Annotated in this window: 23 protein-coding genes; 8 read left to right on the top strand and 15 right to left on the bottom strand. The window is 55.8% G+C overall.

The genetic code is table 11. The annotated features are described in order from the left end of the window. Position 1: 1 nt before the first annotated feature. The 5 genes from AC2FI7_RS00175 to AC2FI7_RS00195 form a co-directional block, all read right to left on the bottom strand. Positions 2 to 793, bottom strand: a complete 792-nt coding sequence (locus AC2FI7_RS00175; RefSeq protein WP_496815437.1) for an FAD binding domain-containing protein — start codon at positions 791 to 793, stop codon at positions 2 to 4. 95 nt (positions 794 to 888) lie between these two features. Further along, positions 889 to 3,249 carry a xanthine dehydrogenase family protein molybdopterin-binding subunit gene (locus AC2FI7_RS00180; RefSeq protein WP_496815439.1) on the bottom strand — a complete coding sequence of 787 codons (2,361 nt, stop codon included), beginning with the start codon at positions 3,247 to 3,249 and terminating at the stop codon, positions 889 to 891. A 51-nt stretch (positions 3,250 to 3,300) separates the two neighbouring features. Continuing rightward, positions 3,301 to 3,786, bottom strand: coding sequence for a (2Fe-2S)-binding protein (locus AC2FI7_RS00185; RefSeq protein WP_010439719.1), 486 nt, complete (start codon positions 3,784 to 3,786; stop codon positions 3,301 to 3,303). Between the two features lie 154 nt (positions 3,787 to 3,940). Continuing rightward, positions 3,941 to 4,942 (bottom strand): molybdopterin-binding protein, encoded by a 1,002-nt coding sequence (locus AC2FI7_RS00190; RefSeq protein ID WP_010439717.1) that lies wholly within the window; start codon positions 4,940 to 4,942, stop codon positions 3,941 to 3,943. Continuing rightward, a complete protein-coding gene (locus AC2FI7_RS00195; RefSeq protein ID WP_010439714.1) occupies positions 4,939 to 5,907 on the bottom strand; it encodes an XdhC family protein in 969 nt (322 codons plus the stop codon). The genes AC2FI7_RS00190 and AC2FI7_RS00195 overlap by 4 nt, the downstream gene beginning before the upstream one ends. 206 nt (positions 5,908 to 6,113) lie before the next feature. Here AC2FI7_RS00195 and AC2FI7_RS00200 point away from each other — a divergent pair, with 206 nt between their 5' ends. Next, positions 6,114 to 6,614: a hypothetical protein gene (locus AC2FI7_RS00200; RefSeq protein WP_010439711.1), complete on the top strand. Its 501-nt coding sequence runs from the start codon at positions 6,114 to 6,116 to the stop codon at positions 6,612 to 6,614. 3 nt (positions 6,615 to 6,617) lie between these two features. On the opposite strand, the gene AC2FI7_RS00205 is transcribed toward AC2FI7_RS00200, so the two are convergent. Together AC2FI7_RS00205 and AC2FI7_RS00210 are read right to left on the bottom strand one after the other, a co-directional pair. Beyond that, positions 6,618 to 7,874: a vWA domain-containing protein gene (locus AC2FI7_RS00205; RefSeq protein ID WP_010439709.1), complete on the bottom strand. Its 1,257-nt coding sequence runs from the start codon at positions 7,872 to 7,874 to the stop codon at positions 6,618 to 6,620. A 34-nt stretch (positions 7,875 to 7,908) separates the two neighbouring features. Beyond that, a complete protein-coding gene (locus AC2FI7_RS00210) occupies positions 7,909 to 8,817 on the bottom strand; it encodes an AAA family ATPase (RefSeq protein WP_010439707.1) in 909 nt (302 codons plus the stop codon). Positions 8,818 to 8,963: 146 nt separating this feature from the next. On the opposite strand from AC2FI7_RS00210, the gene pyrC reads away from it, so the two are divergent. Next, positions 8,964 to 10,001 (top strand): dihydroorotase, encoded by a 1,038-nt coding sequence (gene pyrC / locus AC2FI7_RS00215; RefSeq protein ID WP_010439703.1) that lies wholly within the window; start codon positions 8,964 to 8,966, stop codon positions 9,999 to 10,001. Here the strand turns inward: pyrC and AC2FI7_RS00220 are convergent. Both AC2FI7_RS00220 and AC2FI7_RS00225 read right to left on the bottom strand, forming a co-directional pair. Next, positions 9,998 to 11,293: an MmgE/PrpD family protein gene (locus tag AC2FI7_RS00220; protein WP_496815442.1), complete on the bottom strand. Its 1,296-nt coding sequence runs from the start codon at positions 11,291 to 11,293 to the stop codon at positions 9,998 to 10,000. The genes pyrC and AC2FI7_RS00220 overlap by 4 nt on opposite strands. A gap of 38 nt (positions 11,294 to 11,331) precedes the next feature. Next, positions 11,332 to 11,775, bottom strand: coding sequence for a type II toxin-antitoxin system RatA family toxin (locus tag AC2FI7_RS00225; RefSeq protein WP_029621781.1), 444 nt, complete (start codon positions 11,773 to 11,775; stop codon positions 11,332 to 11,334). Positions 11,776 to 11,847: 72 nt separating this feature from the next. Here AC2FI7_RS00225 and hpt point away from each other — a divergent pair, with 72 nt between their 5' ends. Then, positions 11,848 to 12,396, top strand: coding sequence for a hypoxanthine phosphoribosyltransferase (hpt, locus tag AC2FI7_RS00230; RefSeq protein WP_010439696.1), 549 nt, complete (start codon positions 11,848 to 11,850; stop codon positions 12,394 to 12,396). Between the two features lie 162 nt (positions 12,397 to 12,558). Here hpt and AC2FI7_RS00235 read toward each other — a convergent pair whose 3' ends face one another. Both AC2FI7_RS00235 and lipA read right to left on the bottom strand, forming a co-directional pair. Then, entirely contained in the window at positions 12,559 to 13,704 is a 1,146-nt protein-coding gene (locus AC2FI7_RS00235) for an amidohydrolase (RefSeq protein WP_010439690.1), read from the bottom strand. Continuing rightward, positions 13,701 to 14,651 (bottom strand): lipoyl synthase, encoded by a 951-nt coding sequence (gene lipA / locus AC2FI7_RS00240; RefSeq protein WP_010439688.1) that lies wholly within the window; start codon positions 14,649 to 14,651, stop codon positions 13,701 to 13,703. The genes AC2FI7_RS00235 and lipA overlap by 4 nt, the downstream gene beginning before the upstream one ends. 264 nt (positions 14,652 to 14,915) lie before the next feature. On the opposite strand from lipA, the gene AC2FI7_RS00245 reads away from it, so the two are divergent. Then, complete coding sequence (locus AC2FI7_RS00245; RefSeq protein WP_010439686.1) at positions 14,916 to 15,464, top strand: peroxiredoxin; 549 nt, start codon at positions 14,916 to 14,918, stop codon at positions 15,462 to 15,464. 51 nt (positions 15,465 to 15,515) lie between these two features. Here AC2FI7_RS00245 and AC2FI7_RS00250 read toward each other — a convergent pair whose 3' ends face one another. Both AC2FI7_RS00250 and AC2FI7_RS00255 read right to left on the bottom strand, forming a co-directional pair. After that, positions 15,516 to 16,439 (bottom strand): hydrogen peroxide-inducible genes activator, encoded by a 924-nt coding sequence (locus AC2FI7_RS00250; RefSeq protein WP_010439684.1) that lies wholly within the window; start codon positions 16,437 to 16,439, stop codon positions 15,516 to 15,518. 52 nt (positions 16,440 to 16,491) lie between these two features. After that, entirely contained in the window at positions 16,492 to 17,589 is a 1,098-nt protein-coding gene (locus AC2FI7_RS00255; protein WP_496815447.1) for a DUF6456 domain-containing protein, read from the bottom strand. Positions 17,590 to 17,841: 252 nt separating this feature from the next. Between AC2FI7_RS00255 and AC2FI7_RS00260 the strand changes: the two genes are divergently transcribed. After that, positions 17,842 to 18,129: a DUF6477 family protein gene (locus tag AC2FI7_RS00260; RefSeq protein ID WP_183085404.1), complete on the top strand. Its 288-nt coding sequence runs from the start codon at positions 17,842 to 17,844 to the stop codon at positions 18,127 to 18,129. Here the strand turns inward: AC2FI7_RS00260 and AC2FI7_RS00265 are convergent, their stop codons facing one another. Both AC2FI7_RS00265 and AC2FI7_RS00270 read right to left on the bottom strand, forming a co-directional pair. Beyond that, positions 18,130 to 19,674, bottom strand: coding sequence for a trimethylamine methyltransferase family protein (locus AC2FI7_RS00265; protein ID WP_010439675.1), 1,545 nt, complete (start codon positions 19,672 to 19,674; stop codon positions 18,130 to 18,132). It abuts the gene before it with no gap. 135 nt (positions 19,675 to 19,809) lie between these two features. Beyond that, positions 19,810 to 20,250 (bottom strand): GNAT family N-acetyltransferase, encoded by a 441-nt coding sequence (locus tag AC2FI7_RS00270; protein WP_010439674.1) that lies wholly within the window; start codon positions 20,248 to 20,250, stop codon positions 19,810 to 19,812. Positions 20,251 to 20,320: 70 nt separating this feature from the next. On the opposite strand from AC2FI7_RS00270, the gene guaA reads away from it, so the two are divergent. The 3 genes from guaA (at position 20,321) to AC2FI7_RS00285 (ending at position 24,236) form a co-directional block, all read left to right on the top strand. Beyond that, positions 20,321 to 21,880, top strand: a complete 1,560-nt coding sequence (guaA, locus tag AC2FI7_RS00275) for a glutamine-hydrolyzing GMP synthase (RefSeq protein WP_010439672.1) — start codon at positions 20,321 to 20,323, stop codon at positions 21,878 to 21,880. 109 nt (positions 21,881 to 21,989) lie between these two features. Next, complete coding sequence (locus AC2FI7_RS00280) at positions 21,990 to 22,895, top strand: DMT family transporter (protein WP_260025889.1); 906 nt, start codon at positions 21,990 to 21,992, stop codon at positions 22,893 to 22,895. 117 nt (positions 22,896 to 23,012) lie between these two features. Further along, positions 23,013 to 24,236 (top strand): OmpP1/FadL family transporter, encoded by a 1,224-nt coding sequence (locus tag AC2FI7_RS00285; RefSeq protein ID WP_496815451.1) that lies wholly within the window; start codon positions 23,013 to 23,015, stop codon positions 24,234 to 24,236. Positions 24,237 to 24,349 lie beyond the last annotated feature (113 nt).

The following is a 24,349-nucleotide window of genomic DNA, read 5'->3' on the forward strand; positions in this document are numbered from 1 at the left end:
CTTAGCTGCAGGCCTCGACGGCCCGTTTTGTCATCACGCTGACCAGATGCGCGCGGTATTCTTTGCTGCCATGCAAATCCCCGATCATGTTCATCGGATTGATGTGCAGACCCAGCAAAGCATCCGTACGGAACTCTTTGTTCAAGGCCTCCTCGGCCTCGGACCAACGGAACACTCCATCTTCGCTGGCGCCGGTTACAGCAACCCGCACGCCATCCGCAAACCGGGCGAGATAGACCCCGACCAATGCAAAACGGGACGCTGGTTGCAAGAACTTCTGATAGCTCGCAGCTTGCGGCACAGGAAAACGCACCGAGGTGATAATTTCACCCTCTTCCAGCGCAGTCGTAAACATGCCTTGAAAGAAGTCATCCGCCGCTATCTGGCGTGTATTAGTGACAATGGTCGCCCCTGAACCCAGCACTCCCGCCGGATAACAGGCCGCCGGATCATTGTTGGCGACAGAGCCACCAATGGTGCCGCGATTACGTACTGCCGGATCTCCGATCTGACCAGCCAAGGCCGCCAGCGCCGGATAGCTGCTCGCTGCATCCGCTGCTACATCTGCGTGGGTCGTGGCACCACCAATGGCAACTGAACCATCATCCTCGACACAGACGCCCTTCATCTCGGCAATCCCGCTGACCGAAACCAGCGTTGATGGCGCCGCCAATCGTTGCTTCAACGTGGGGATCAGGGTCTGACCACCCCCCAACGCCTGCGCATCCTCACCCGCCAACGCGGCAACCGCGTCAGCAATGGTCGAGGGCTTCTCAAAATCGAAATTGTACATTTCGTTCTTCCTTTCCGAAAGGCGCGAATCCGCCCTTCATCTGGCTATAAATATCTCGGGGAGCGCGAGGGGTTGGCCCCTCGCACCCCAACCTTTCAACCATGCATCGCCGTCCAAACACGCGACGGGCTCATCGGCATGTCAATGTGATCAACAGCCTTTCCGCCCGAATTCAGCGCATCCAAAACCGCGTTGACAACGGCAGGTGGCGAACCGATTGCTCCGGCCTCGCCACAGCCCTTCACACCCAACGGGTTGTGCGTACACGGCGTCTGGCTGGAATGGTCGACTTCATAGAACGGCAGATCATCCGCGCGTGGCATCGCGTAGTCCATGAAGGACGCGCTCAGCAGTTGACCGTTCTCGTCATAGGCGCAGTTCTCCAGCAGCGCCTGACCGATGCCCTGACCAATACCACCATGTACCTGACCATCCACGATCATCGGGTTCACGATGTTGCCAAAGTCATCTGCGGCGGTGAACTTCTCGATGCTGACCTGACCGGTCTCGGGGTCCACCTCGACCTCACAGGCATAGGCGCCGGCCGGGAAGGTAAAGTTGGCCGGGTCATAAAACGCGGTCTCCTCCAGCCCCGGTTCAACCTCCAATGGGTAGTTGTGTGGTACATAAGCCGTCAGGGTCACATCACCCCAGGCCACCGACTTGTCAGTGCCCGCGACGCTGAACTGACCGTCTTTCAGCTCGATGTCGGCCTCTGACGCTTCCAACAGGTGAGCTGCGATCTTCTTGGCCTTGTCGATTACCTTTTCAGTCGCCTTGACCATGGCCGAACCGCAAACCGCCAGCGAGCGTGAGCCATAGGTGCCCATCCCAAACGGGATCTTCGAGGTATCGCCATGTACAATCTCGACCATCGACTCATCGATACCGATCATGTCGGCCACAACCTGCGGGAAGGCCGTCTCATGCCCCTGCCCGTGGCTGTGCGCGCCCACCATAACGCTGATCGAACCGGTGGCGTTTACCCGCACCGTGGCAGCATCATATAGACCCGCCCGGGCCCCCAACATGCCAACGATGTTTGATGGCGCGATACCGCAGGCCTCGATATAACAATTGACACCTAAACCGCGAAGCTTGCCATTGGCCTCGCTCTGCGCCCGCCGAGCGGCAAAGCCAGATAGATCGGCCGCGGCCTCGAGCTTGTCCATCGTCCCGTTATAATCCCCGGTGTCATAGGTCAGCGCGACCGGCGTGTCATACGGGAATTGGGTAATGAAGTTCTGACGACGCAGCGCAATCGGATCAACGCCCAACTCTCGCGCGGCCTTGTCGATGACCCGCTCCAACTGGAATGTCGCCTCAGGCCGGCCCGCGCCGCGATAGGCATCCACCGGCACCGTGTTGGTGAACATCGCCCGCACATTCACCTGAATGACTGGCGTCTTGTAGTTCCCCGCCATCAGCGTGCCGTGCAACCAGGTCGGAACCGAGCTGGAGAAGGTCGATAGATAAGCACCCAGATTGGCATGAGTGTTGGTGCGCAAACCGGTGAAGTTGTTCTCCGCATCCAGCGCCAGCTCAATCGTGGTTACATGGTCGCGGCCATGGGCATCCGACATGAACGCCTCGGAACGGCTGGACGTCCACTTGACCGGGCGGTTGCAGGCCTTGGCAGCGAAGGTGCAGAATGCCTCCTCCGCATAGTGGAAAATCTTGGTTCCAAAGCCACCGCCCACATCCGGGGCGACCACCCGCACCTTGTGCTCGGGTAGGCCCAGAACAAACGCGCACATCAGCAAACGGATCACATGCGGGTTCTGCGACGTGGTGTAGAGCGTGTACTCATCCGTGCCCCGGCTGTATTCGGCCACGGCCACGCGCGGCTCCATCGGGTTTGCGACCAGTCGGTTGTTGACCAGGTCCAGAGTGGTGACGTGAGCTGCATTGGCAAAGACCTCATTGACCTTGTCATTGTCTTCTTCGCCCAAATGCCAGTCATAACAAATGTTGTTCTTGAGATCGTCATGAACCAACGTCGCGCCATCCTGCGCAGCCGCTTTCATATCCAGCACGGCAGGAAGCTCTTCGATATCCACCTCAATCGCCTCGGCCGCGTCGCGGGCAAGCGCAAGGCTGTCGGCAACAACAGCGGCAATGGGATCGCCCACATGGCGCACCTTGCCTTGCGCCAGAATCGGATGCGGAGGTTCCTGCATCGGGGCCCCATGACGGTCGGTGACTTCCCAGCCGCAGGGCATTCCGCCCACGCCTTCAAAATCCTTGCCGGTGAAAACCTTCACCACACCTGGCATGCCCTCGGCAGCAGATGTGTCGATATTGGTGATCCGGCCATGTGCGATGTCGGACCGTAGAAAATGCACATAGGCCTGGCCATGCACGTTGATGTCGTCGGTGTAATTGCCTGCTCCGGTCAGAAAGCGTACGTCTTCACGCCGCTTGGAACTGGCTCCGATGCCACTGTCTTTGGGCATTGCTTGTTCTCCTCCCTGGAAAAGAATTTTCGTAGAAAATTCTTACCCGCCTTACTCGGCGGCGATGCTGGAGACGTCCTGGCCGGATGCGGCCATGATCGCCTTAACGATGTTGTGATAGCCAGTGCACCGGCACAGATTGCCTTCAAGGTACTTCCGGATTTCCCCTTCGGTCGGGCGCGGATTATCCTTGAGCAGTGCCGCAGCGCTCATCACCATGCCAGGAGTACAAAACCCGCATTGCAGCCCATGATGATCCTGAAAGGCCTGCTGAATGACATTCAGCGAACCATCTTCTGCAGCCTGCCCTTCGATCGTACCCACATCGGCACCATCCGCTTCCAAGGCCAGCATATTGCAGGATTTGACCGCCTCACCATTCACATGCACGACGCACGCACCACATTGTGCTGTGTCACATCCGACATGTGTTCCGGTCAGCGACAGATGATCACGCAAAAAGCTGGACAGCAGCGTCCGGCCTTCAACGTCACCACTAACGGCTTTCCCGTTCACGGTCATTGAGACCTGTGTCATGAGATCCTCCCAATTTATTGTTTTTCCTTAGCCCCGAGTTAAACACGGGAAATTTTGTTTGAGAACAAAAATATTTGCCCGATTTTTCCGCAACTTCTTTGCTCATCTCACTAATCATGAAGCGTATGATCGAAACGGCAAAAATGCCGTTACGTCACTTTTGTTTGGCAGCGCGAGGTTGCGGCCGTGTAGGGATTTCCTTCAGTAGCCCTCCGACACCCATCGCTGCGATGTCAGCACCCGTCGTCTCGATCCCGCAAGCGACTCGAGACAGCACCCAATCCGCCCCGTTCAGTGCAGGCGAACGGGCGCATCCAGGCAGACCGATGATTGGGCGACCACCCAAAGACCCCAGAAACAACAGGTTTCCTGGATCAACCGGCATCCCAAATCGGTCGACTGCGCCTCCGGCTTCTCGAACAGAGGCCGGTGCCACATCATTTTCATCCGACGTGGCCGATCCGGTCAGAATCATGACGATCTCGCCGCGAACGGACTTTAGCAAGGCTGCTAAATCACCCTGTCGATGCGGAACAACTTTAACGTCGCACAGGTCCATCCCCAATGCCTCAACCCGGCCACGAATGGCGGCAATACCTTTTTCGTTCGAAGGCCCGCCGGCAATATCGGTGATGACGAGCCCGGCGTTCTTGTATTTCGGCACCGAAAGTCGAATGGAGTTCTGCGCCTGTTCGGCCGCACGGCGAACGTCGGTTTGCTGCACCGCATAAGAGATGACTTTGATCGTCGCGACCATGCCGCCTGCCGTCATCTGTTGGTACTGCGGTACGGTTGCGACCGTGATCATCGGATTGACCCGATTGAAGTTTTGCAGTGCATCAGCGTCCAAGATTGCCACGCCTGGACCATCAGCCAGCAAGTTGACCCGCCCTGTGAAGGCGTCGGTCACGCGCAGGTTGGCCTTTGCAGGGTCCGACACTAGGGCTGCAGACAGCATTGCCGCCGCCTCATTCTCATGACAATCGCCGGGCTCAAGCTTGGCGACCGTTACCTCAGTCAGACCAGCCTGCTGCAATTCAGCGATATGCTGGGGCGTCAGCGTGATACCCTTGCGCAACCTCCGGTCACCTGCCTTGACGGAATGAGCCAGAATCGTGCCGCTGGCGTCGGCAACGGCTACCGGACCAAACTTCACGCCTTGCCCCGCAGAACCGCTGTCATTTGTGCAAGGATGGCCACAGCGATCTCGGAAGGGCTGGCCGCACCGATATCCAGCCCGATCGGTCCGTGAATCCTTGAAATCTGCTCGTCTGTAAACCCGGATTGTTTCATCCGATCGATACGCTTGGCGTGGGTGCGCTTGGACCCAAGTGCTCCGATGTAAAACACATCGGCTGACAATGCGGCCTGAAGCGCTGGGTCGTCTAGCTTGGGATCGTGGGTCAGCAGAACAAGCGCCGTTCTTGTGTCCAGCCCCAGTTTCGACACCGCCTCATCCGGCCAGTCTGTCAGGATGGTCTCTCCGGGAAATCGGACGTCCGAGGCAAAAGCTTCGCGTGGATCAACAATCGCTGGATCGTAGCCAGCGAGGCGTGCCATCGGCACAAGTGCTTGGGCAATATGCACAGCTCCAATCACGATCAATCGCAAAGGAGGATTGTGAACCGCAACAAAGGTTTGACCATCTTCTTCGAACCCGGACCTATCCATGCGCAATCGTTCGGTATAGGCGTTTCGACGCAATGCTCGGTGGCCGGTTTCAGTGTTTACCTCATACGCCAAAGGTTCACGCCTCGCCCGTGCGGCGACCAGTTCAGCCAGCATCGGTTCAGACAGGACTTTTCCAACCGGTTCGACGAGAACCCTGATCGTCCCACCGCAGGCCAATCCGACGGCAAATGCGTCATCATCGCTGACCCCAAATTCCAGCAGCCGGGCCTCACCTTCTTCGATGGCCTCCAACGCCTCGACAATCACTGCGCCCTCTACGCAGCCGCCTGAAACCGAACCTTCGATCCTACCGTCGCCTGCAATAACGAGCTGCGCACCGACACGGCGTGGTGCGCTGCCCCAGGTCTCGACTACAGTTGCCAGAGCCGCACCCTTACCGGCGCGATACCATTCCAATGCGGTTTCCGGGCTGCTATCGAATCGTTCCATTGAGACCTCCGACCGTGCTCGGCTTCAACATAGTCAGCTTTACAACAATGAAAAGCGGTCCGAGGTCTAAGTTTCCGGCGCTAACAGGCCGGTTTTGAACTCATATTCATAAAAGATTGATTGTCATCTGACTGCACTCTAGCTTGGACGCAGTTTCGGGTACTTCCCGAAATCACCCCTGCATATTTCAAAGCGGAGACAAACAGTTGAAACGTATTCTTACACTGGGAACGGCGCTTGGCATGATGGCTGCCAGCGCCGGATGGGCTGATACATTTTTGAAGTACGGTGAGGTTGAAGGCTGGAAAGTCTTCATCGATCAAGACAAGAAATCCTGCCTGATCGAAGCGGTGGATGACTCGGAAAATGTCGTGCAGATGGGGCTGACCGAAGATCGCGGTGTCGGCTATGTGGGCGTTTTCACCAAAGCCAAAACCAATATCAAGAAGGGAGAGAAAGAAGCCGTCGCCATCCTCATCGGAGACAACATTTATGTTGGTGAGGCCACTGGCATGAAAGGGAATATCACCAAGGGCTATTCAGGCGGGTATGTTCTGTCAGACGATCCTCAGTTCGCAGATGACCTTGCCAAAAAGAAGGTGATGGTCGTGTTCCCGGAAAAAGAGTTCGCCTTCACAGTTGATCTGACCGGCACTTACAAAGCCATGGAAATGGCGCGAAAGTGCAATGAAGAACAGCTGTCTTAAAATCTAGTCGGCAAGCGCGGACATCAGCCGCGCTTTCTGACCCTGATCGTCAGGCTGAGATATTACGGCGGCCAGATCTTCCAGCGACGCAATCGAATGCCCGGCGCGGAAGCTGTCGACATGTGGAAGCATTGTCGCAACGCCCTGGGCTTTAGGCGCGAACCCACCCCAGCGCAGCAATGGGTTCAGCCAGATCAAGCGTCGCGACGACAGGTGCAAACGCTCGATTTCCTTTTCCAGCATCTCGGGATCGCCCCGTTCCAAACCGTCGGTGATCAACAACACGACCGCCCCCTGCCCCATGACACGCCGCGACCAGTCGCGGTTGAACTGATGCAGGCATTCTCCGATCCGTGTTCCGCCTTCCCAGTCCTGCGCCTCGGCCCCGGCAGCGGCCAGAGCTGCATCGACATCACGTTGATGCAGATGGCGGGTGATGTTGGTCAGGCGTGTGCCAAATGTGAAGGCGTGCACTTTGGCCCAACCTGCGCCTTTGGCATTCGAAACCGCGTGAAGAAAGTGCAGGATGATCCGACTGTACTGGCTCATCGATCCGGAAATGTCGCAGAGCGCTACCAAATTCGGCCAGCGAGGTTTTGGTTGCAGGCGCGCGATATCGCGTAGCTCGCCACCCTGCCGCATGGCTGACCTAAGGGTGCGTGCGCGATCGATGCGGTGACCGAGATGACTGGCCTGACCACGCCGAGACTCGATGGGTTTGACCGGTAGGTTCAGGCGCGACAGCATGCGTTTGGCCTGGGCGATCTCGGATGTGCTCATCTGTTCGAAATCGAGGTTGCGCAAGCGTTCTTCGGAGGACGCGGTTTGGGTCGCGTCGATCTCGATCTCACTTCCTTCTTCCTGCTCCGTCGTTTCCGGCAAGTCGCGTTCGACGCCATCTAACAGCGCCTCAGCCGCGCGTTTTTCCGCTGCATCCGCCTTTCGTTCCTCCTGAACTCCGCGAATGGCCGGTAACATCATCGACATCATGTGCTCGAGATAGCGCGGATCACGCCAGTAAAGGCGGAAGACCTGCGCAAAAACCGTGCGGTGCTCAGGCCGGTTCACGAAACAGGCATGCAGCGTCCAGTAGAAATCTCTTTTCTCGGTGAAACCCGCAGCCTGCACTGCACGGATCGCGTCTACCACACGTCCGGTTCCAATCGGCAGCCCGGCCTTACGCAAAGCGCGCGCAAAATGGGTGATGTTCTGAGCCAGCTTGGGGTTGTCCGGGATATCGAGTGGGAGTTGTTCGGCCATCACACCTCCGAAATATTTGCAAGCGGATGAAGCATCAGGCCGGTTCGAGGTCGGCCTTGGCCTGATCGAGAATGCGCTTGGCCTCGGACCCTTGAAGCTTTTGGATGTCGTCCTGGTATTTTAGGATCGCACCCAACGTATCGCCAATCACCTCGGGGCTGAGGTTGATGACGTCCAGCGCAAGCAGACATTTAGCCCAATCGATGGTCTCGGCCACCCCCGGTTTCTTGAACAAATCTTCAGTGCGAAGGCACTGAACAAAGGCGACAACCTCGCGGCTCAGCGCCTCAGCCGCTTCAGGCGCTCGGGCGTGCAGGATTTCGATCTCTCGATCAAAGTCCGGATAATCCACCCAGTGATAGAGGCAACGGCGTTTCAGCGCGTCGTGCACCTCTCGCGTGCGGTTCGAGGTGACGATCACGATCGGCGGTTCAGGCGCTTTGACAGTACCTAACTCAGGGATCGTTACCTGAAAGTCACTGAGGGCTTCCAGCAGGAACGCCTCAAATGGTTCGTCAGTCCGGTCCAATTCGTCAATTAGCAACACAGGCGCCCCGTTTTCATCCGGTCGCATGGCCTGTAGCAACGGGCGTTCGATCAGATAGTCGTCCGAAAACAACTCGGTCTGTAGCGCGCTCCGATCCGCACCGCCCGACGCTTCGGCGGTTCGGATCGCCACCATCTGAGCGGGGAAATTCCATTCATACACAGCGGAGGAGGCATCAAGACCTTCGTAACACTGCAACCGGATCAAGCGACGCCGCAATCCCGCGGCCAACGCTTTGGCAATTTCGGTTTTGCCGACGCCCGCCTCACCTTCCAGAAACAGAGGCCGACCAAGCTTCAGCGAAAGAAACACAACCGTCGCCAAAGCCCGGCCACAGACATAGCCCTCAGAGCCCAAAAGGTCCTGTACGGCATCGATGGAGTTTGGCTGTGTCATGAGTTCCCCTTTTTCCTGCGCCCCAACAGGTCATGACCACAACCAGAGGTCAAGACCACCATCCGTCAGAGACTTACGACGATCTGCCTCACCGGCAAGGGCAACAGGGTCTTTCGCCACCCAAGCGGCTGTGCTAGCCGGGGGCCATGACCCATTCCCTGACGATCCGCCGCCCCGATGACTGGCATCTGCATCTGCGCGATGGCGCGATGCTGCAAGCCGTCCTGCCTGAAACCGCGCGCCATTTTGCCCGTGCCATCATCATGCCAAATCTGGTTCCGCCTATTGTGACCGGCGATCATGCGGCCGCTTACAGAGAGCGTATTCTGGCCGCTTTGCCCGATGATATGACATTTGAGCCACTGATGACGCTCTACCTGACCGAAGACACGGACCCTACCGATGTCGCAGCGGCGCATGCGACGGGATTGATCAGGGCGGTCAAACTGTACCCGGCAGGTGCAACGACCAATTCGTCTTCGGGCGTTCGCGATTTCGACAAGGTGCGCCCGGTGCTGGAGAAGATGGCCGAGATCGGTCTACCGCTGTGTGTTCACGGCGAAGTCACGGAAGCAGAGATCGATATCTTCGATCGTGAGGCCGTGTTCATCGACCGCGTTCTTGATCCAATTCGCAAAACAACACCTGGGTTGCGTGTGGTGATGGAGCACATCACGACGTCAAACGGCGTGGATTACGTCAAGGCGAACGAGAAAGATTTGGGTGCGACGATTACAACGCATCACCTGATCATCAACCGCAACCACATACTGGTCGGCGGCATCAAGCCGCATTACTACTGCCTGCCGGTCGCCAAACGCGAAGAGCATCGGCTGGCGCTGTTGACCGCCGCGACCTCAGGCGACGCGCGCTTCTTCCTTGGCACAGACAGCGCGCCGCATACGGATTCGAACAAGGAAATGGCCTGTGGTTGCGCCGGGTGTTTCACTGCAACCAATACGATGTCACTGCTGGCTGAAATGTTCGAGCGCGCTGATGCGTTGGAAAAGCTGGAAGCGTTTACCTCGCTTAACGGCCCGGCCTTTTATCGTTTACCTGCGAACGAAGAGACCATCACGCTGACCAAGGGGGACGAGGTCGTCTATCCCGCCAAAATCGAGAGCGGCGACGGCCCCGTGACCGTATTCGATCCGGGCTTTCCGCTGCATTGGCGCGTCGCTTAATCAGTTAGCCTTTCAGCCAAATCCGCTGCGCGCCCACCGGTGCGCAGCATCGACCAGATCGCATCTGCTTCATCCCCACCGATCAGTTTTGACGCTTTGTCCCTGACCCGATCTTCGCGGTCTGAAAGAGACATCGCGGCGAGCAGATCATAGCTGGCCTCGCGGCGGGCGCCATCGCGGCGCAAGAGGGACAGATGGGCTTGGGTCTCGGACAAACTTTCATCTGCCTCTACCGTAATTCGATCCCGCAGGGATTGAAGCCTCGGGTCTGCACAAATCTTGGCAGTATAGCTGCCCGGTAGTGCCGTATCGTACCCCATCGATTGCATTGCGATCACTGTGCGATAAGAAAACTTCGCACCCAACCCGCTAGTCGGCTGCAGTTGATTGCAAACGCTCATCCAGCGGGGGTGCGTTTTAACCTTGATCTCGGCCACCTCTGGTTCGGCAATGTCAAGATCGCGCGCGGCCTCAAGCGCCGCGTGCAGGCCGTGGCAGCAGGCGTGGAACTTGTGGCTTACGTTTTCGAACAACCATTCATCACCCAACCCATCGAGCGCCGCATTGATATCGTCTGCCCCCAGATGTGTCGCCCCAAACCCAAACGGACCTTCCAACGCGTCAGAACCGGGTTGAAATCCATTGCGGATCAACTGAGCCGCCTCAACGCCATTCGAGGCCGCAAGCCCAGCATTATAGGGTTTGCCCATGGTTCCGAACTGTGATTTCTGTCCGGATGCTCTTGTTGCGGTCAGCCCCAACAGATCACGCATCTGCTTGGCATCGAAGGACATGATGCGCCCCGCAGCTACCGCAGCCCCAAACGCGCCCGCCGTGGCGGTCTGGTGAAAGCCTGCCTGATAGTGACCACGGCCCAACCACAGTCCAACGCGGATCGACAATTCCATCCCAACAAGCGCTGCTTCGAGCAAATCGACCAGCGGCCGATCCTCCCACGCCGCAAGCGCAAGGGCCGCCGGAAATACAGCAACCGATGGATGACCGATATGGGCAAAATGGGTGTCATCGTAATCAAGCGCGTGGGAAACGGTACCATTCACCAGCGCCGCAGCGCGTAAAGGGGCCGAACCACCTCCGAACAAGCGGGCCTGCGCGGCACCACTCTCGGCAATAACCATCTGACGAATGATGCGGGAAACAGGCTCTTCCGCACCCGCCCGCCCTACGGCGAGCCAATCCAACGCGGAAAGCGATGTCACGATTCGAGCTTGTGAAGTGGTCGACACAGGACCAGCGGCGAATTCGGCAAGGGCGGATGTGAGATCGGTCATGGCGCGCAGTCTAGCGCGCGCGTCACGCGCGTAAAGCCTTAGCCGTAGAGGACGGCAGCACGTTGTTCGAATGCGCGCACGATACGGTGCATAGCCTCGTTGAACACGACGCCGATGATCCCTTGCAGAACCGCATTTTTGAACTCGAAGTCAACGTGGAACGAGACGTTGCAGCCGTCATCCGTATCTTCGAACTCCCAATCGGAACGCATGTATTTGAACGGACCGTCCAGATACTCGGTATCGATCCGTTTATGAGCATCAAACAACGTAACCCGGCTGCCAAAGCGTTCGCGGAACACCTTGAATGAAATAACCAGATCCGCTTCCATCACCTTGCTATCGCCCGCGGCATAGGTCCGACGGATCCGGGCCGCGGCGCACCAGGGCAAAAACTCAGGGTAGTTTGCCACATCCGCGACCAGATCATACATCTGCTGAGCGGTGTAAGGCAGTGGGCGGGTCTCGGAATGGGTTGGCATGATATCCGGGATTAACTGGTGACAATGGCGCGTGATTTCGTATGTTGCGCGCCAAAGATCAAGGGGGCAGCGATGAGCCAACGCGCATATGTGATAGATGAGATGATCTCGGCCAAGGCAATTGCCGCCCGGATCGAAGAACTTTGCCGCGAAATCACAGCCGAGTTTGGCGGTACCGACAAGCTGGTTGTTGTCGGCCTGCTGCGCGGCAGTTTCGTCTTCATCGCCGATCTAGTGCGTGAGCTAGACCTGCCCATTGAGGTCGATTTTCTTGAGGCATCGTCCTACGGAGACTCGATGGAAAGCAGCCGAGAAGTACGCATTCTCAAGGACTTGCGGGGCGCCATTGAAGGGCGTGATGTGCTGGTAGTCGAGGATATCGTGGACACCGGCCATACCCTGAACCACGTCTCCAAGCTGCTCCGCACCCGTAAACCCCACCGGTTGAAATCCATCGCCCTTCTGGACAAACCCAGCCGACGCGAGGTCGATTTCCGCTCGGATTGGATCGGGTTCGAAATCCCTGATGAATTTGTCGTGGGCTATGGGATCGACTATGCGCAACGCAATCGCAATTTGCCGTTTATTGGCAAGGTTCGATTTGTCGAAGATCAGGATTGATGAATTTGCGCCACTTCCTTCGCATGTCGCAATGGGGGCGAAATCCGCCCTCGGAACGGCGGGTGAAACTGGTGTTCGGCGCAATCCTTGTCTGTCTTTTGGTTGCCGGCGTTGAATATATGGGCTGGTGGCCCGAATGGGCAGAAAGCCAGCCCAGAAAGCTCAAGCCTTGAGCGTTTGTTCGATCGCTGCAAGAAATATGTCGGTCCCGATCGGGATCAGAGCATCCGGGAAATCATAGTCTGGGTTGTGCAGTTGCGGATGATCCCGGCCTGCTCCAAGCCAGAACATCGCAGTTTTCGCGCCTTTGCCGAACTGCCCGAAATCTTCCGAGAACCGCTGTGGCGTCGGCACCAGTTTGCAGGGTATATCGCGTGTTTGGCAAGCCTCTGACAGAATTTGCACGGCTTCATCCGTATTTACACAAGCCTCAAACACATCGTCATAGCTGATTTCGACACCCAGCCCATGCGCTTGAGCGCTTGCGCTCACAAGCTGCTCCGCCTCGCGGATCAAACCGGTCATTCGCGTATCTGATACCGTCCGCAGAGTAACCCAAAGCTCGGCCATGCCAGGTGCAACCCCGAACGTGGTTTCACCCAGCCGCGCATGGGTTAAGGTCGTCAGAGCGTAATCTGCATCCAACGCCCCACCGTGTCCCAATGCGGCCAATGCAGGTATAAGCTCAGCCAAGGCTCCAGCCGGTGAAAGCCCATCCTGCGGTGCGGCTGCATGCGAGGTTTTGCCTGTCAGCACGATCCGCATCCCGCGGGAGGCGCAATTGGCTGGACCGGAGCACATCTCGACCGCTCCCAATTCCAGCCCCGGAAGATTATGCAGAGAATACACGTAGTCCGGTGCAATATTGGCGAACTTGTGATCGGCGCGAAAGGCTATAGCGCCCTGCCCAGTTTCCTCAGCGGGTTGAAAAATCAGAACGACGCGCCCTTTTGCTGGGCGCTTATCACCAAGAACGAAAGCCACACCCAAAACCATTGCCATGTGACCATCATGCCCACACAGATGCCCCTTGCCCGGATGTTGCGACGCGTATCGCGCGCTTGATATTTCCTGAATCGGCAAACCATCCAGTTCGCATCGAATACCTATCGTTGGCCCCGGTTGGCCGCTTTCATAGACTGCCGCAACTCCATGACCACCGATCCCGGTCAAAACCGCATCAGGGCCGCAAGCCAGCAGAAGATTGGAAATACTTGCGGCGGTTCCGCGCTCCTCGCCCGAAATCTCCGGGACCTGATGCAGCTCATGCCGTTTTTCAGTGAGCCAGGATTGAAGCTCGGGTTTCACACCTGATTCAACTTCTTTTGACGGGCCTCACGCAAGCGAGCAAAATCATCACCCGCATGGTATGACGACCGGGTCAATGGGGTTGCCGAAACCATCAGGAAGCCCTTGCCAAAAGCAGCCTTTTCATAGGCCGCGAATTCTTCGGGAGTGACAAAACGATCAATGCCATGGTGCTTGGGCGTTGGCTGCAGATACTGACCAATTGTGAGAAAATCGATATCTGCCGCACGCATGTCATCCATGACCTGACGGACCTGTTGCTCGTCCTCGCCAAGCCCAACCATGATGCCGGATTTTGTGAAAATCGACGGATCCATCTCTTTAACTCGCTGCAGCAAACGCAATGAATGGAAATAACGCGCACCGGGACGAACTTCAGGGTATAGTCCTGGTACTGTTTCGAGGTTGTGGTTGAACACATCCGGCTTGGCTTCGACGACGACCTCTAGAACCGAAGGATCACCTTTCAGGAAATCCGGCGTTAGAATCTCGATCGTTGTCTTGGGTGACCGGTGTCGCACCGCGCGGATGGTCTGAGCAAAGTGATCTGCGCCGCCATCCAGCAGGTCATCCCGGTCAACCGACGTGATGACAACATGATTCAAGCCCAGCTTTTGCACCGCGTGCGCCACGCGCCCTGGCTCAAACGCATCCAGCGTATCCGGCTTACCCGTCGCAATATTGCAGAAGGTACAACCACGCGTACAAATCTCACCCATGATCATCATGGTGGCGTGGCCCTGGCTCCAGCATTCGCCTACGTTCGGGCATCCGGCCTCTTCACAAACAGTGACCAGATTGTTGTCACGCATGATCTTGTGCGTTTCAGCATACCCTTTGCCACCAGGCGCTTTGACACGAATCCACGCAGGTTTGCGCGGCGCTGCATTATCAGGCCGATGCGCTTTTTCGGGGTGTCTTTGTTCGGGTATTTTCAGATCACGCACGGCTGGCTTTCCTGACTTTGGGTCAATTTGCTTGGTGCTTAACATAAACTGACTTTGTTGGTTACACCAGCGGCGCATAGCCGCTATGCAGACCGCATTCGCGACTGCAGCAAAAGCCTCAAATCAGCCACATATTATTACCTGTTTTCAGTCAAATGGCCTGCGAATAAGATATATCGCAAGTGCACCATATCTAATGTTGAAGCCGCTCTGGAATCGTTCTAACCCTCACGTTAATCACATGTGAATCACAGGAGTTTGATGATGAAAACCGGTGCAAAACTGCCTGACGTAACTTTCCACACCCGCGTCCGCGACGAGGCAATCGAAGGCCCCAATCCCTTCCGCTGGGAAGACAAGACAACCGCAGATTATTTTGCGGGCAAGCGCGTCATCCTTTTCTCGCTGCCTGGTGCATTCACCCCGACCTGCTCGACCTATCAGTTGCCCGGTTTTGAAAAAGGTCATGCTGATTTCGCAGCCAAAGGCGTCGACGCAATCTACTGCATGTCCGTCAACGACAGCTTTGTCATGAACAAATGGGCTGCGGATCAGGGTCTGGAAAATGTCAAAGTCATTCCTGACGGATCCGGAGAATTCACCCGCAAGATGGGTATGTTGGTCGATAAGGACAATCTGGGCTTTGGTATGCGCTCGTGGCGCTATGCGGCCATCGTCAATGACGGTGTTGTTGAGGCATGGTTTGAAGAGCCCGGCCTGATGGATAACTGCCCCGAAGACCCTTATGGTGTGTCGTCGCCAGAGAATCTGATGAAACATCTGGACGAAGCCCGCGAACCAGCGCTGGCATAATCCGATCAGACAAACCGATACCAGGCTCGCCATTTCGGCGGGCCTTTTTTTTCAGGTACGAGTTCCCGAGACCACGTCTTCCCCAACCTCACGGATCACCCGCGCCAACCGATTGAACCACTCCTCTGCACCAGTCGAAACGCGACGCACCAAACCGATGGTTCTGGCTGGCTGCGGGGTGCCAAACCGGAGCAACCGCAGACCAGGCACCGCATCTGTCTCGGCCTGCGCTGCGAGTTCTGGCATCAAGGTCATACCGAATCCTTCCGCGACCAACCGAGACAATGTCGCAAGCGATGACGCGCCCATATTTATCTGACCGCTGGTGCGATCCTGCCCGCAAACTTCAAGTGCCTGATCAGTCAAGCAATGCCCGTCTTCAAGCAGCATCAACTGAGCCGTCTTAAGGTCCACCGGCCGCAACGCCTCGGGGCTGATTGTCAGCCGATCCAGCCGGGCTTGACTTCCTGCGAGCAAAAAGCGGTCTTCGAATAATGGTTCTTCGTGAAAGGCTTCGCTGCCTAGCGGAAGCGCCAGAATAGCCGCATCAATCTCACCTGAGCGCAGCATTGAAAGAAGTCGCTCAGTGCGGGCTTCACGAATCTGCACCTTTAACGAGACATCTGACGCGCGCAACCCAGCCAGCACCCCCGGCAGAAGGTACGGGGCAACGGTCGGAATTATTCCAATCGATAGGGAACGGTGCCCACCAGATTGATCACGCGCGAATTGATCCAAACGCGTTGCCGCATTCAGTACATCCTGTGTGTATTCCAGAACATCTCGCCCAAGTGGGGTCAGCAAAATATCCCGCGCCTGCCGTTCGAACAGTGGCCCGCCCATCGCGTCTTCCAGTGCCTTGATCTGAACGGACAGCGCAGGCTGCGATACATTGCAGACCTGCGCACCACGACCAAAGTTTCGTTGTTCCGCGACAGCCCGGAAATACTGCAATTGTCGAATGGTAAAATTCATAACCTCTGACTATCATTTACAGCCCGTTACTCAAGACCATCCTAATAGGTCATCAGCCGATCATGCGGTCTTGCTCGGCCTGATCCTGATAGTGTCGCTTTAGCCGCTGCAAAGCGATACGCAGAACGATCTTGCCCGATCGCGCCGACCAGCCCATGCGCTTTTCCGCCAACTCCAACCCTTCAAGGTAGCAGCAACAACGCAAGGCAACGTCGCTCAAACCCGGCCCTAAATCTGAAAGCGCCTTTGTTACACGGTCCCTGGCACTGGATTGGCCTTGCCCAATATGGGCATCTGAAACGAAATCTCCGCGCCCTCCACAGGTCAGAAAGCGATCCCAGTTCTGCGTGATCTGAGGGCCTATCTGTGCAAGTTCAAAATCCTCACGCAAACGCTCACCCGCGCCGACCAATGTCTCATCAAGGAAAGGTTTACCGCTCTTGTCCCGTCGCCGCGCCAATGCGATCAGGGGGCTTTCGACCGTGTTATAACGAACCTTGGGTTGATTTGAGGTACATGTACCCGAGTTTGCGGGCGTGAATGAAGTCTGAAATTCGGCCATGCCAAATTCATTCTGAGTGCGCGCCCGGTTTTCCACTTCGGCAATCAAGTGGCTCAGTGCCGTGCGTCCCGCACTTGAAATACGATATCGTGAAATCCGACCGGGATTGTCGCACGATATCCAGTCATTTAACGCCAGCGCCTGCGCTGTTCGGCAATCCACAACTGCTGTTTTGGTTGTCCCGCCTTCACCGTTGTCCCGAACCACTACGGCCTTATCCATGTCTTCGGCCACTGCAAGCACAGCACCGGATTCACACAAACGTCTCAGAACACGCAGCGCTTCTCGTTCGAACTCTGCGTTTTGAGTTTCTGGTCGGTTCTCTTCGGATGTTACGACTGCAAACGCAGGATTTTTGAATTCCGTGGGTGAAAAATGCGATTGGGCCAATGATTGTAACGCGGCGTCCACCAAAGGATCATCGCGACGCATCTCGACCCTGCGGATCTGTCGCAATATGGTCGAGGCATGGCATCCAGTCGACCGCGCGATATCCCGTATCGACCGCCCAGATTCTGTATGGTCAAGATATCGTTGTGCTCCTTCGGGAACCCATGCCGGAACGGTGAAAGCCACGCTGTTTTCCATATTTCTTCGCCCTTGTCGACAAAACAAACTGACAGTTTTAGCCGTCGGATTCTTAGTTAACCAAATCTAACTAGAGGTGCTTTCGTTACTCGTTCGTTAATCACAGACGGCTCAGAGCAGAATTGATTCAAAAAGATAAACAGTGGTGAAACCATAGTTCGGGACGAACTACATCAAGGCAACACCCGCTCTGGTTGTGTCACATTTCAGACAGCGAAACTGAACGAAAAGGAAGCTGCCGTGCAGGACCTGATGACCTTGATTACTTCACTCCGCCGCCCGCGACTGCTGACCCGTGCTGCCAAGATCGGGGCGCAGGACTATAATCGCGACCGTCATCTGCAACGTCTTCTGGGTTATGGATCGGTTCCAGGAACGGGCGCTGCGTTACTGCGCCTGCTAGAGTTGGAACGCGAAGTGAATGCACAGCGGATAGAAGAAGACGCGGCCTATTCTCTGGTGCGTCATCTGGATTTGCTGATCGCATTGAATGGCGAGGCGCAACTGTATCAAACCAGTCGCGCCGCGCAATTTCAGTGATTAGGTGAAGGCATCCGGCATGGATGCTTTCTTTTCGGCGACGTATGCGTCCAGTGCCGCATTAACTTCAGGATCAAGTTGTGGCTGCTGATAATTGGCCAAAAGATGTTCAACCCGTGCCGATGCTAGCGTCCGTGTGTCACGCGCGCCTTCTTCTTCCCAGGTTTCGAACGGCTTGTAATCCAGCAAATCGGTTTTCCAAAACGCTTCCTTGAAGTTTGCCTGCGTGTGGGCGCACCCAAGGTAGTGCCCGCCCGGACCAACTTCGCGGATCGCATCCATGGCCTGAGCATTTTCGTCGTATGCGACGCCTTTGGCCAGACCATGCAAAACACCCAACTGGTCAGCATCCATGACGAACTTTTCGAAGTCTGCCACCAAACCGCCTTCAAGCCAGCCGCAGGAGTGAAGCATAAAGTTCACGCCTGACATCAGACCCATATTCAGTGAATTTGCGGTCTCGTATGCCGCCTGCGCATCGGGCAGCTTCGAGCCGCAGAACGAACCTGCAGACCGGAATGGCAGCCCTAAACGACGTGCTAGCTGACCCGCACCATAAGTCACGTGCGATGCTTCAGGAGTACCAAAAGTCGGCGCGCCCGAGTTCATGTCGATCGATGAAACGAAAGCCCCAAAAATCGCCGGAGCCCCCGGACGGATGATCTGGCTATATGCCACCCCGGCCATAACTTCTGCCAGAACCTGCGTCAGCGTACCAGCGACTGATACCGGTGCCATTGCACCACCGACGATGAAGGGCGAGATAATGCAGGCTTGGTTGTTAGCAGCGTAAACCTCAAGCGAACCCATCATCACATCGTCAAATGTCATCGGTGAATTGATGTTGGTTAGCGAGGTCATAACCGTGTTGTTCTGCACGAACTCTTTGCCAAAGAGAATCTCGCACATTTCAACCGAATCCTGTGCTCGCGAAGGATCGGTGACGGAGCCCATGAAAGGTTTGTCCGACAAGGTCATATGCGCCATCAACATGTCCAAGTGACGCTTGTTCACCGGAATATCCGTCGGCTCACACACGGTGCCGCCCGAGTGGTGCAGCCATTTGGACATATAGGCCAATTTCACGAACTTGTTAAAATCGTCCATGGTCGCATAGCGACGGCCGCCTTGCGCATCGCGCACGAACGGAGGGCCATATACCGGGGCCAGAACAAGATTCCGTCCGCCTATAACGACTGATTTCTCAGGGTTGCGCGCATGTTGAGTAAATTCGCTGGGTGCGGATTTGATCAATTCACGCGCGAGACCGCGCGGCAGACGCACGCGTTCACCATCGACATCAGCACCAGCCTCGCGCCAACGTTCCAATGCCGCCGGATTGTCAACAAAATTGACACCGATCTCGGCCAGCACAGTTTCCGCGTTGGTTTCGATGATCTCAAGCGCTTCTTCATTGAGAACTTCGAAATTGGGAATGTTACGTTCGATGTATTTTGCGGTTTCGATCTTTACCGCCGTGCGCTCGGCCCGGCGGGCGGCGCCACCGCCACCTCGTGCTCTGCGCCGGGTGCTTGCCTCTGTCATGAGAAAATCCCGTTTATTGGTTGGTTCGACAAGTGTGTTACATCAACGAACCAAGATGCCAGAGGTAGTTTACGGCGCAATAGAGGTAAAAGCGACATGAACTGGCAGCATCGCTATTTCAGACACATTTGCACGTCACGTCACGCTCTTCTGCATCATGACCGAGTTCCCGGTCACCTCGACTTCTTGCCAGCCAAGATGTGTATACATGGCGCGGGTTGCCCCCATAAGTCGATGCGTTCTTAGGCAAAGCACGGACAACCCCGCTGTCAGCGCATCGGCTTCAGCAGCAGCAAGCAATTTTCTTGCGAGGCCACGCCCCTGAGCTTGCGGCACAACCGCGAGATTGAAGACCATCATCACGCCAGCCTTTAGACCATAAATTATGACACCCAAAAGTTGCGCACCTTCTTCTGCGACAAGGACATTTCGGTTGGCAATATCGCCCTCGATTCCGCTTGCGACATCTGGCATGTCGGCAATTTTCCTGATCGCATCGGCGTAGGCGCTTGTAATACAGATTTCTATCGCATTAACGTCGCCTGATTTCGCAGTTCTAAGAATTAGGTCAGTCATCTGAGTGCCTCCGCCACCAATTGACGTCATTGCGCTTGCACAAGCAAGGCTTGCAACCTAATAGCCAGTCATGACCCAAGCATCCCACGACCGCCTTCTGATCATCGACTTCGGCAGCCAGGTGACGCAGCTGATCGCCCGTCGCCTGCGCGAACTGAATGTCTATTGCGAAATTCATCCTTATCAGAACGTCACGATGGACTTTGTCCGACAGATGGCCCCTAAAGCCGTCATTTTCTCGGGCGGTCCGGACAGCGTTACACGACAGGGTTCACCCCGTGCGCCACAGGAAATTTTTGACTATGGCGTGCCGATCCTAGGCATCTGCTATGGCCAGCAGGTGATGATGCAGCAACTGGGCGGCCAGGTCGAAAGCGGTCACGGCACCGCCGAATTCGGGCGTGCTTTCGTGACGCCTCAGAACCAGTTGGACATTCTTGATGGCTGGTTCGCAGAAGGTGATGAGCAGGTCTGGATGAGCCACGGCGACCACGTCAGTGAAATCGCGCCCGGCTTTGAAGTCTTTGGCACCTCACCCAACGCGCCCTTTGCCATAACGGCAGACCCGTCGCGTCATTTCTATGCCGTGCAATTCCACCCGGAAGTGCACCACACTCCCAAGGGTGCCAAACTATATGAGAATTTCGTCAAACTGGCAGGATTCTCGGGTGACTGGACCATGGGCGCATATCGCGAGCAAATGATCGCAAAAATCCGCGAGCAGGTCGGCGACAAAAAAGTCATTTGCGGTCTTTCAGGTGGCGTCGACAGTTCGGTCGCGGCAATCCTGATCCACGAGGCAATCGGTGATCAGTTGACTTGTGTCTTCGTTGACCATGGCCTTTTGCGCAAGAACGAAGCGACCGAGGTCGTCGGAATGTTCCGCGACAATTACAATATCCAGCTGATCCATGCTGACGAGAGCGAGTTGTTTCTGGGCGAGCTGGAGGGGCAAAGCGATCCTGAAACCAAACGGAAAATCATCGGCAAACTGTTCATCGATGTTTTCCAGAAACACGCCGACACTATTGATGGTGCCGAGTTTCTGGCACAAGGCACCCTGTATCCCGATGTGATTGAATCTGTTTCGTTCTCTGGTGGTCCCTCGGTCACTATTAAATCGCACCACAATGTGGGCGGGTTGCCCGAGAAAATGGGCCTGAAGCTTGTCGAACCCCTGCGAGAACTGTTCAAGGATGAAGTCCGCGCCTTGGGTCACGAGTTGGGTCTGCCCGACAGTTTCATCGGTCGCCACCCCTTCCCCGGCCCCGGCCTTGCGATCCGTTGCCCTGGAGAAATCACTCGAGAAAAGCTCGACATTCTACGCGAAGCCGACGCGATCTATATCGATCAAATCCGCAAACATGGGCTATACGACGATATCTGGCAGGCCTTTGTCGCCATTCTTCCGGTGCGAACAGTCGGCGTGATGGGTGATGGACGGACATATGATTATGCCTGTGCACTGCGTGCGGTGACGTCAGTCGACGGCATGACAGCTGATTACTATCCGTTCAGTCACGAGTTCCTGGGTGAAACGGCAACACGTATCATCAACGAGGTCAAAGGCATCAACAGATGCACGTACGACATCACTTCGAAACCGCCCGGAACCATCGAGTGGGAATAAACTCTCACACGCAAAGCACAAAAATTCTGACACGGCTATTATTCGTTGCGTTGTCTCGTGAAACACCATTAAGTCGGCCTGCCATACGTCGGGACGTAAACCAAGTTTCATGAGCAGCAACTCAATGCAGATCGGCAAGGCCGCGCTCTGGATGACCGGAGCAATCGCCTCGTTTTCATCGATGGCAATTGCCGGACGCGAACTTAGCGTAACTCACGATACTTTTGAGATTATGTTCTATCGCAGCCTCGTCGGGATCTGCATTGTCGCTTTTTTTCTGACGATATCCCGCAAATGGCATCAAGTCTCGACACGGCGATTAGATTTGCATGGCGTTCGAAATGTACTGCATTTTACGGGGCAAAACCTCTGGTTCTATGCGGTGACGGTCATTCCTCTTGCGCAGGTCTTCGCGCTGGAGTTTACCCAACCGATCTGGGTGATACTCCTCTCACCATTGCTGTTGAAAGAAAGGTTGACTGCGCTTCGGTTGACCTCAGCACTAATCGGATTTGCCGGAATACTCATTGTGGCACGTCCTGGCGCGGCCTCGATCAGCCCAGGAGTGATTGCCGCAGCATTGTCCGCTTTATTCTTCGCTCTGACGACGATATCGACGAAAACCCTTACTCGGTTCGCGAGCATCGGTTGCATCATGTTTTGGCTGACTCTGATTCAGGCGGGCCTTGGATTCATCGCATCGGCCTATGACGGACAGATCTCATTACCTAGCGCAAATACAGCGCCGTTTCTTCTGCTGGTCGGCGTGGCTGGTCTATTTGCGCATTATTGTATCACCAATGCTCTCGCGATCGCTCCGGCAACAATCGTGGTACCCTTTGATTTTGCACGCCTTCCGACCATCGCGATAGTGGGCATGATCCTTTATCATGAACCGCTGGACCAGTGGACGCTCTTGGGTGCAGCAGTCATCTTTGCGGGGATTTTCCTGAACGTCTGGTCAGAAAATCGTAACAAATCCGCAACACCCGTGCAGCGTGCGCACACCGAGTAACGTTCCGTCACCAATTGACCAAAATTTAAAGTTTAAGACAGTAAAAGCCGGTAACAAGGCCGGGTGCGTTTGATGGGATGAGCATTACAGGCCGCAGGACAGTGTAGGGAGAAGTATATGAAACGATCGTTGTTTCACGCATGCGCGTTGTGCATCGGGGCAACCAGTGTGCAGGCAGGTGGCCTAGATCGTAGCGGTCAGGGCGTTAACATTCTTTTTGAAGAAGGATCTGTCGTTCAGTTTCGACTGGGCTATACCAAGCCTGATGTCAGTGGCTCGATGGAAGATCAGATCCCGTTGAGCCCAACATTCGGGGAAACCATTGAGTCGGGCAATGTCTCGAACAGCTTCTTCACGCCACATCTGGCGTACAAAACATCGCTGACAGAGAAACTGGATTTTGCGCTGGTCTATGACCAGCCATTTGGCGCCGATATCGATTACTCTTCGGAGTACCCATTATCGCAGAATGTGTTAGGTTTCTCCCCTCCATTTCCTCTAGGCGCAAACCAAGATGTGTTGAGAGCCAAGGCAGACACTGACGCAATTACGGCTCTACTTCGCTATAAACTGGACAATGGGTTCAGTGTAATCGGCGGTGTCCGTGCACAAAGGCTGAAAGCAAGCGTATCAGTACCAATCGCAGGCGCGGGCTTAGAGCCGTTCCCATCTGGTGGATACCGTGTTGAAACAGACGCTGAAATCGATTTTGGCTATGTGGTTGGCGTCGCGTGGGAACGACCTGATATCGCGGCTCGCGTCGCATTGACATATAACTCAAAGATTAAACACGATCTGTCGCAGACCGAGTCAAATGATGCGCTCGCTTTCACGCCATTTCCCGAAATCGCTAGATCGAGCGCAGATACTTCAACCGAGGTTATAACACCTCAATCTGTGAATCTCGACTTCCAAACAGGCGTCGCGCCAAAGACGCTGCTGTTCGGCTCGATCCGTTGGGTCGACTGGCCCCAAACCGTATATGCGCCACCCATCTATACCGGCCTGACAGGTATAAACCTCGTCGACTATGAGGAAGCAACTTGGACCTATTCACTTGGTCTGGGCTACCAATTCACCGACGAATTCTCGGGTGCCGTAACTCTCGGTTACGAAAGTTCGCAAGGGAACTCGGTTTCCAACCTCGGACCGACAGATGGTTTCTGGAGCATCGGTCTGGGTGGCACCTATTCGCTTGAGAAAGCCAAAATCTCCGGCGGCGTACGCTATACCGACATCGGTGATGCCACGGCAAACGGTACCGGTCCCGACAACCGCGCCACTTTCACCGGCAACAGTGCATGGAGTGTTGGCATTCAGGTGACTTACGCCCTGGATTGATCCCAGCGGCAGAAAACACATCGGAAAGCCCCGCCTTGGTATGGTGGGGCTTTTCCATTTACACGCCTTCTTTTCATTGCGGAACACAGCAGCACAATTGACGCCGCGATCAG

This window comes from Ruegeria sp. YTSA064 (assembly GCF_059610325.1).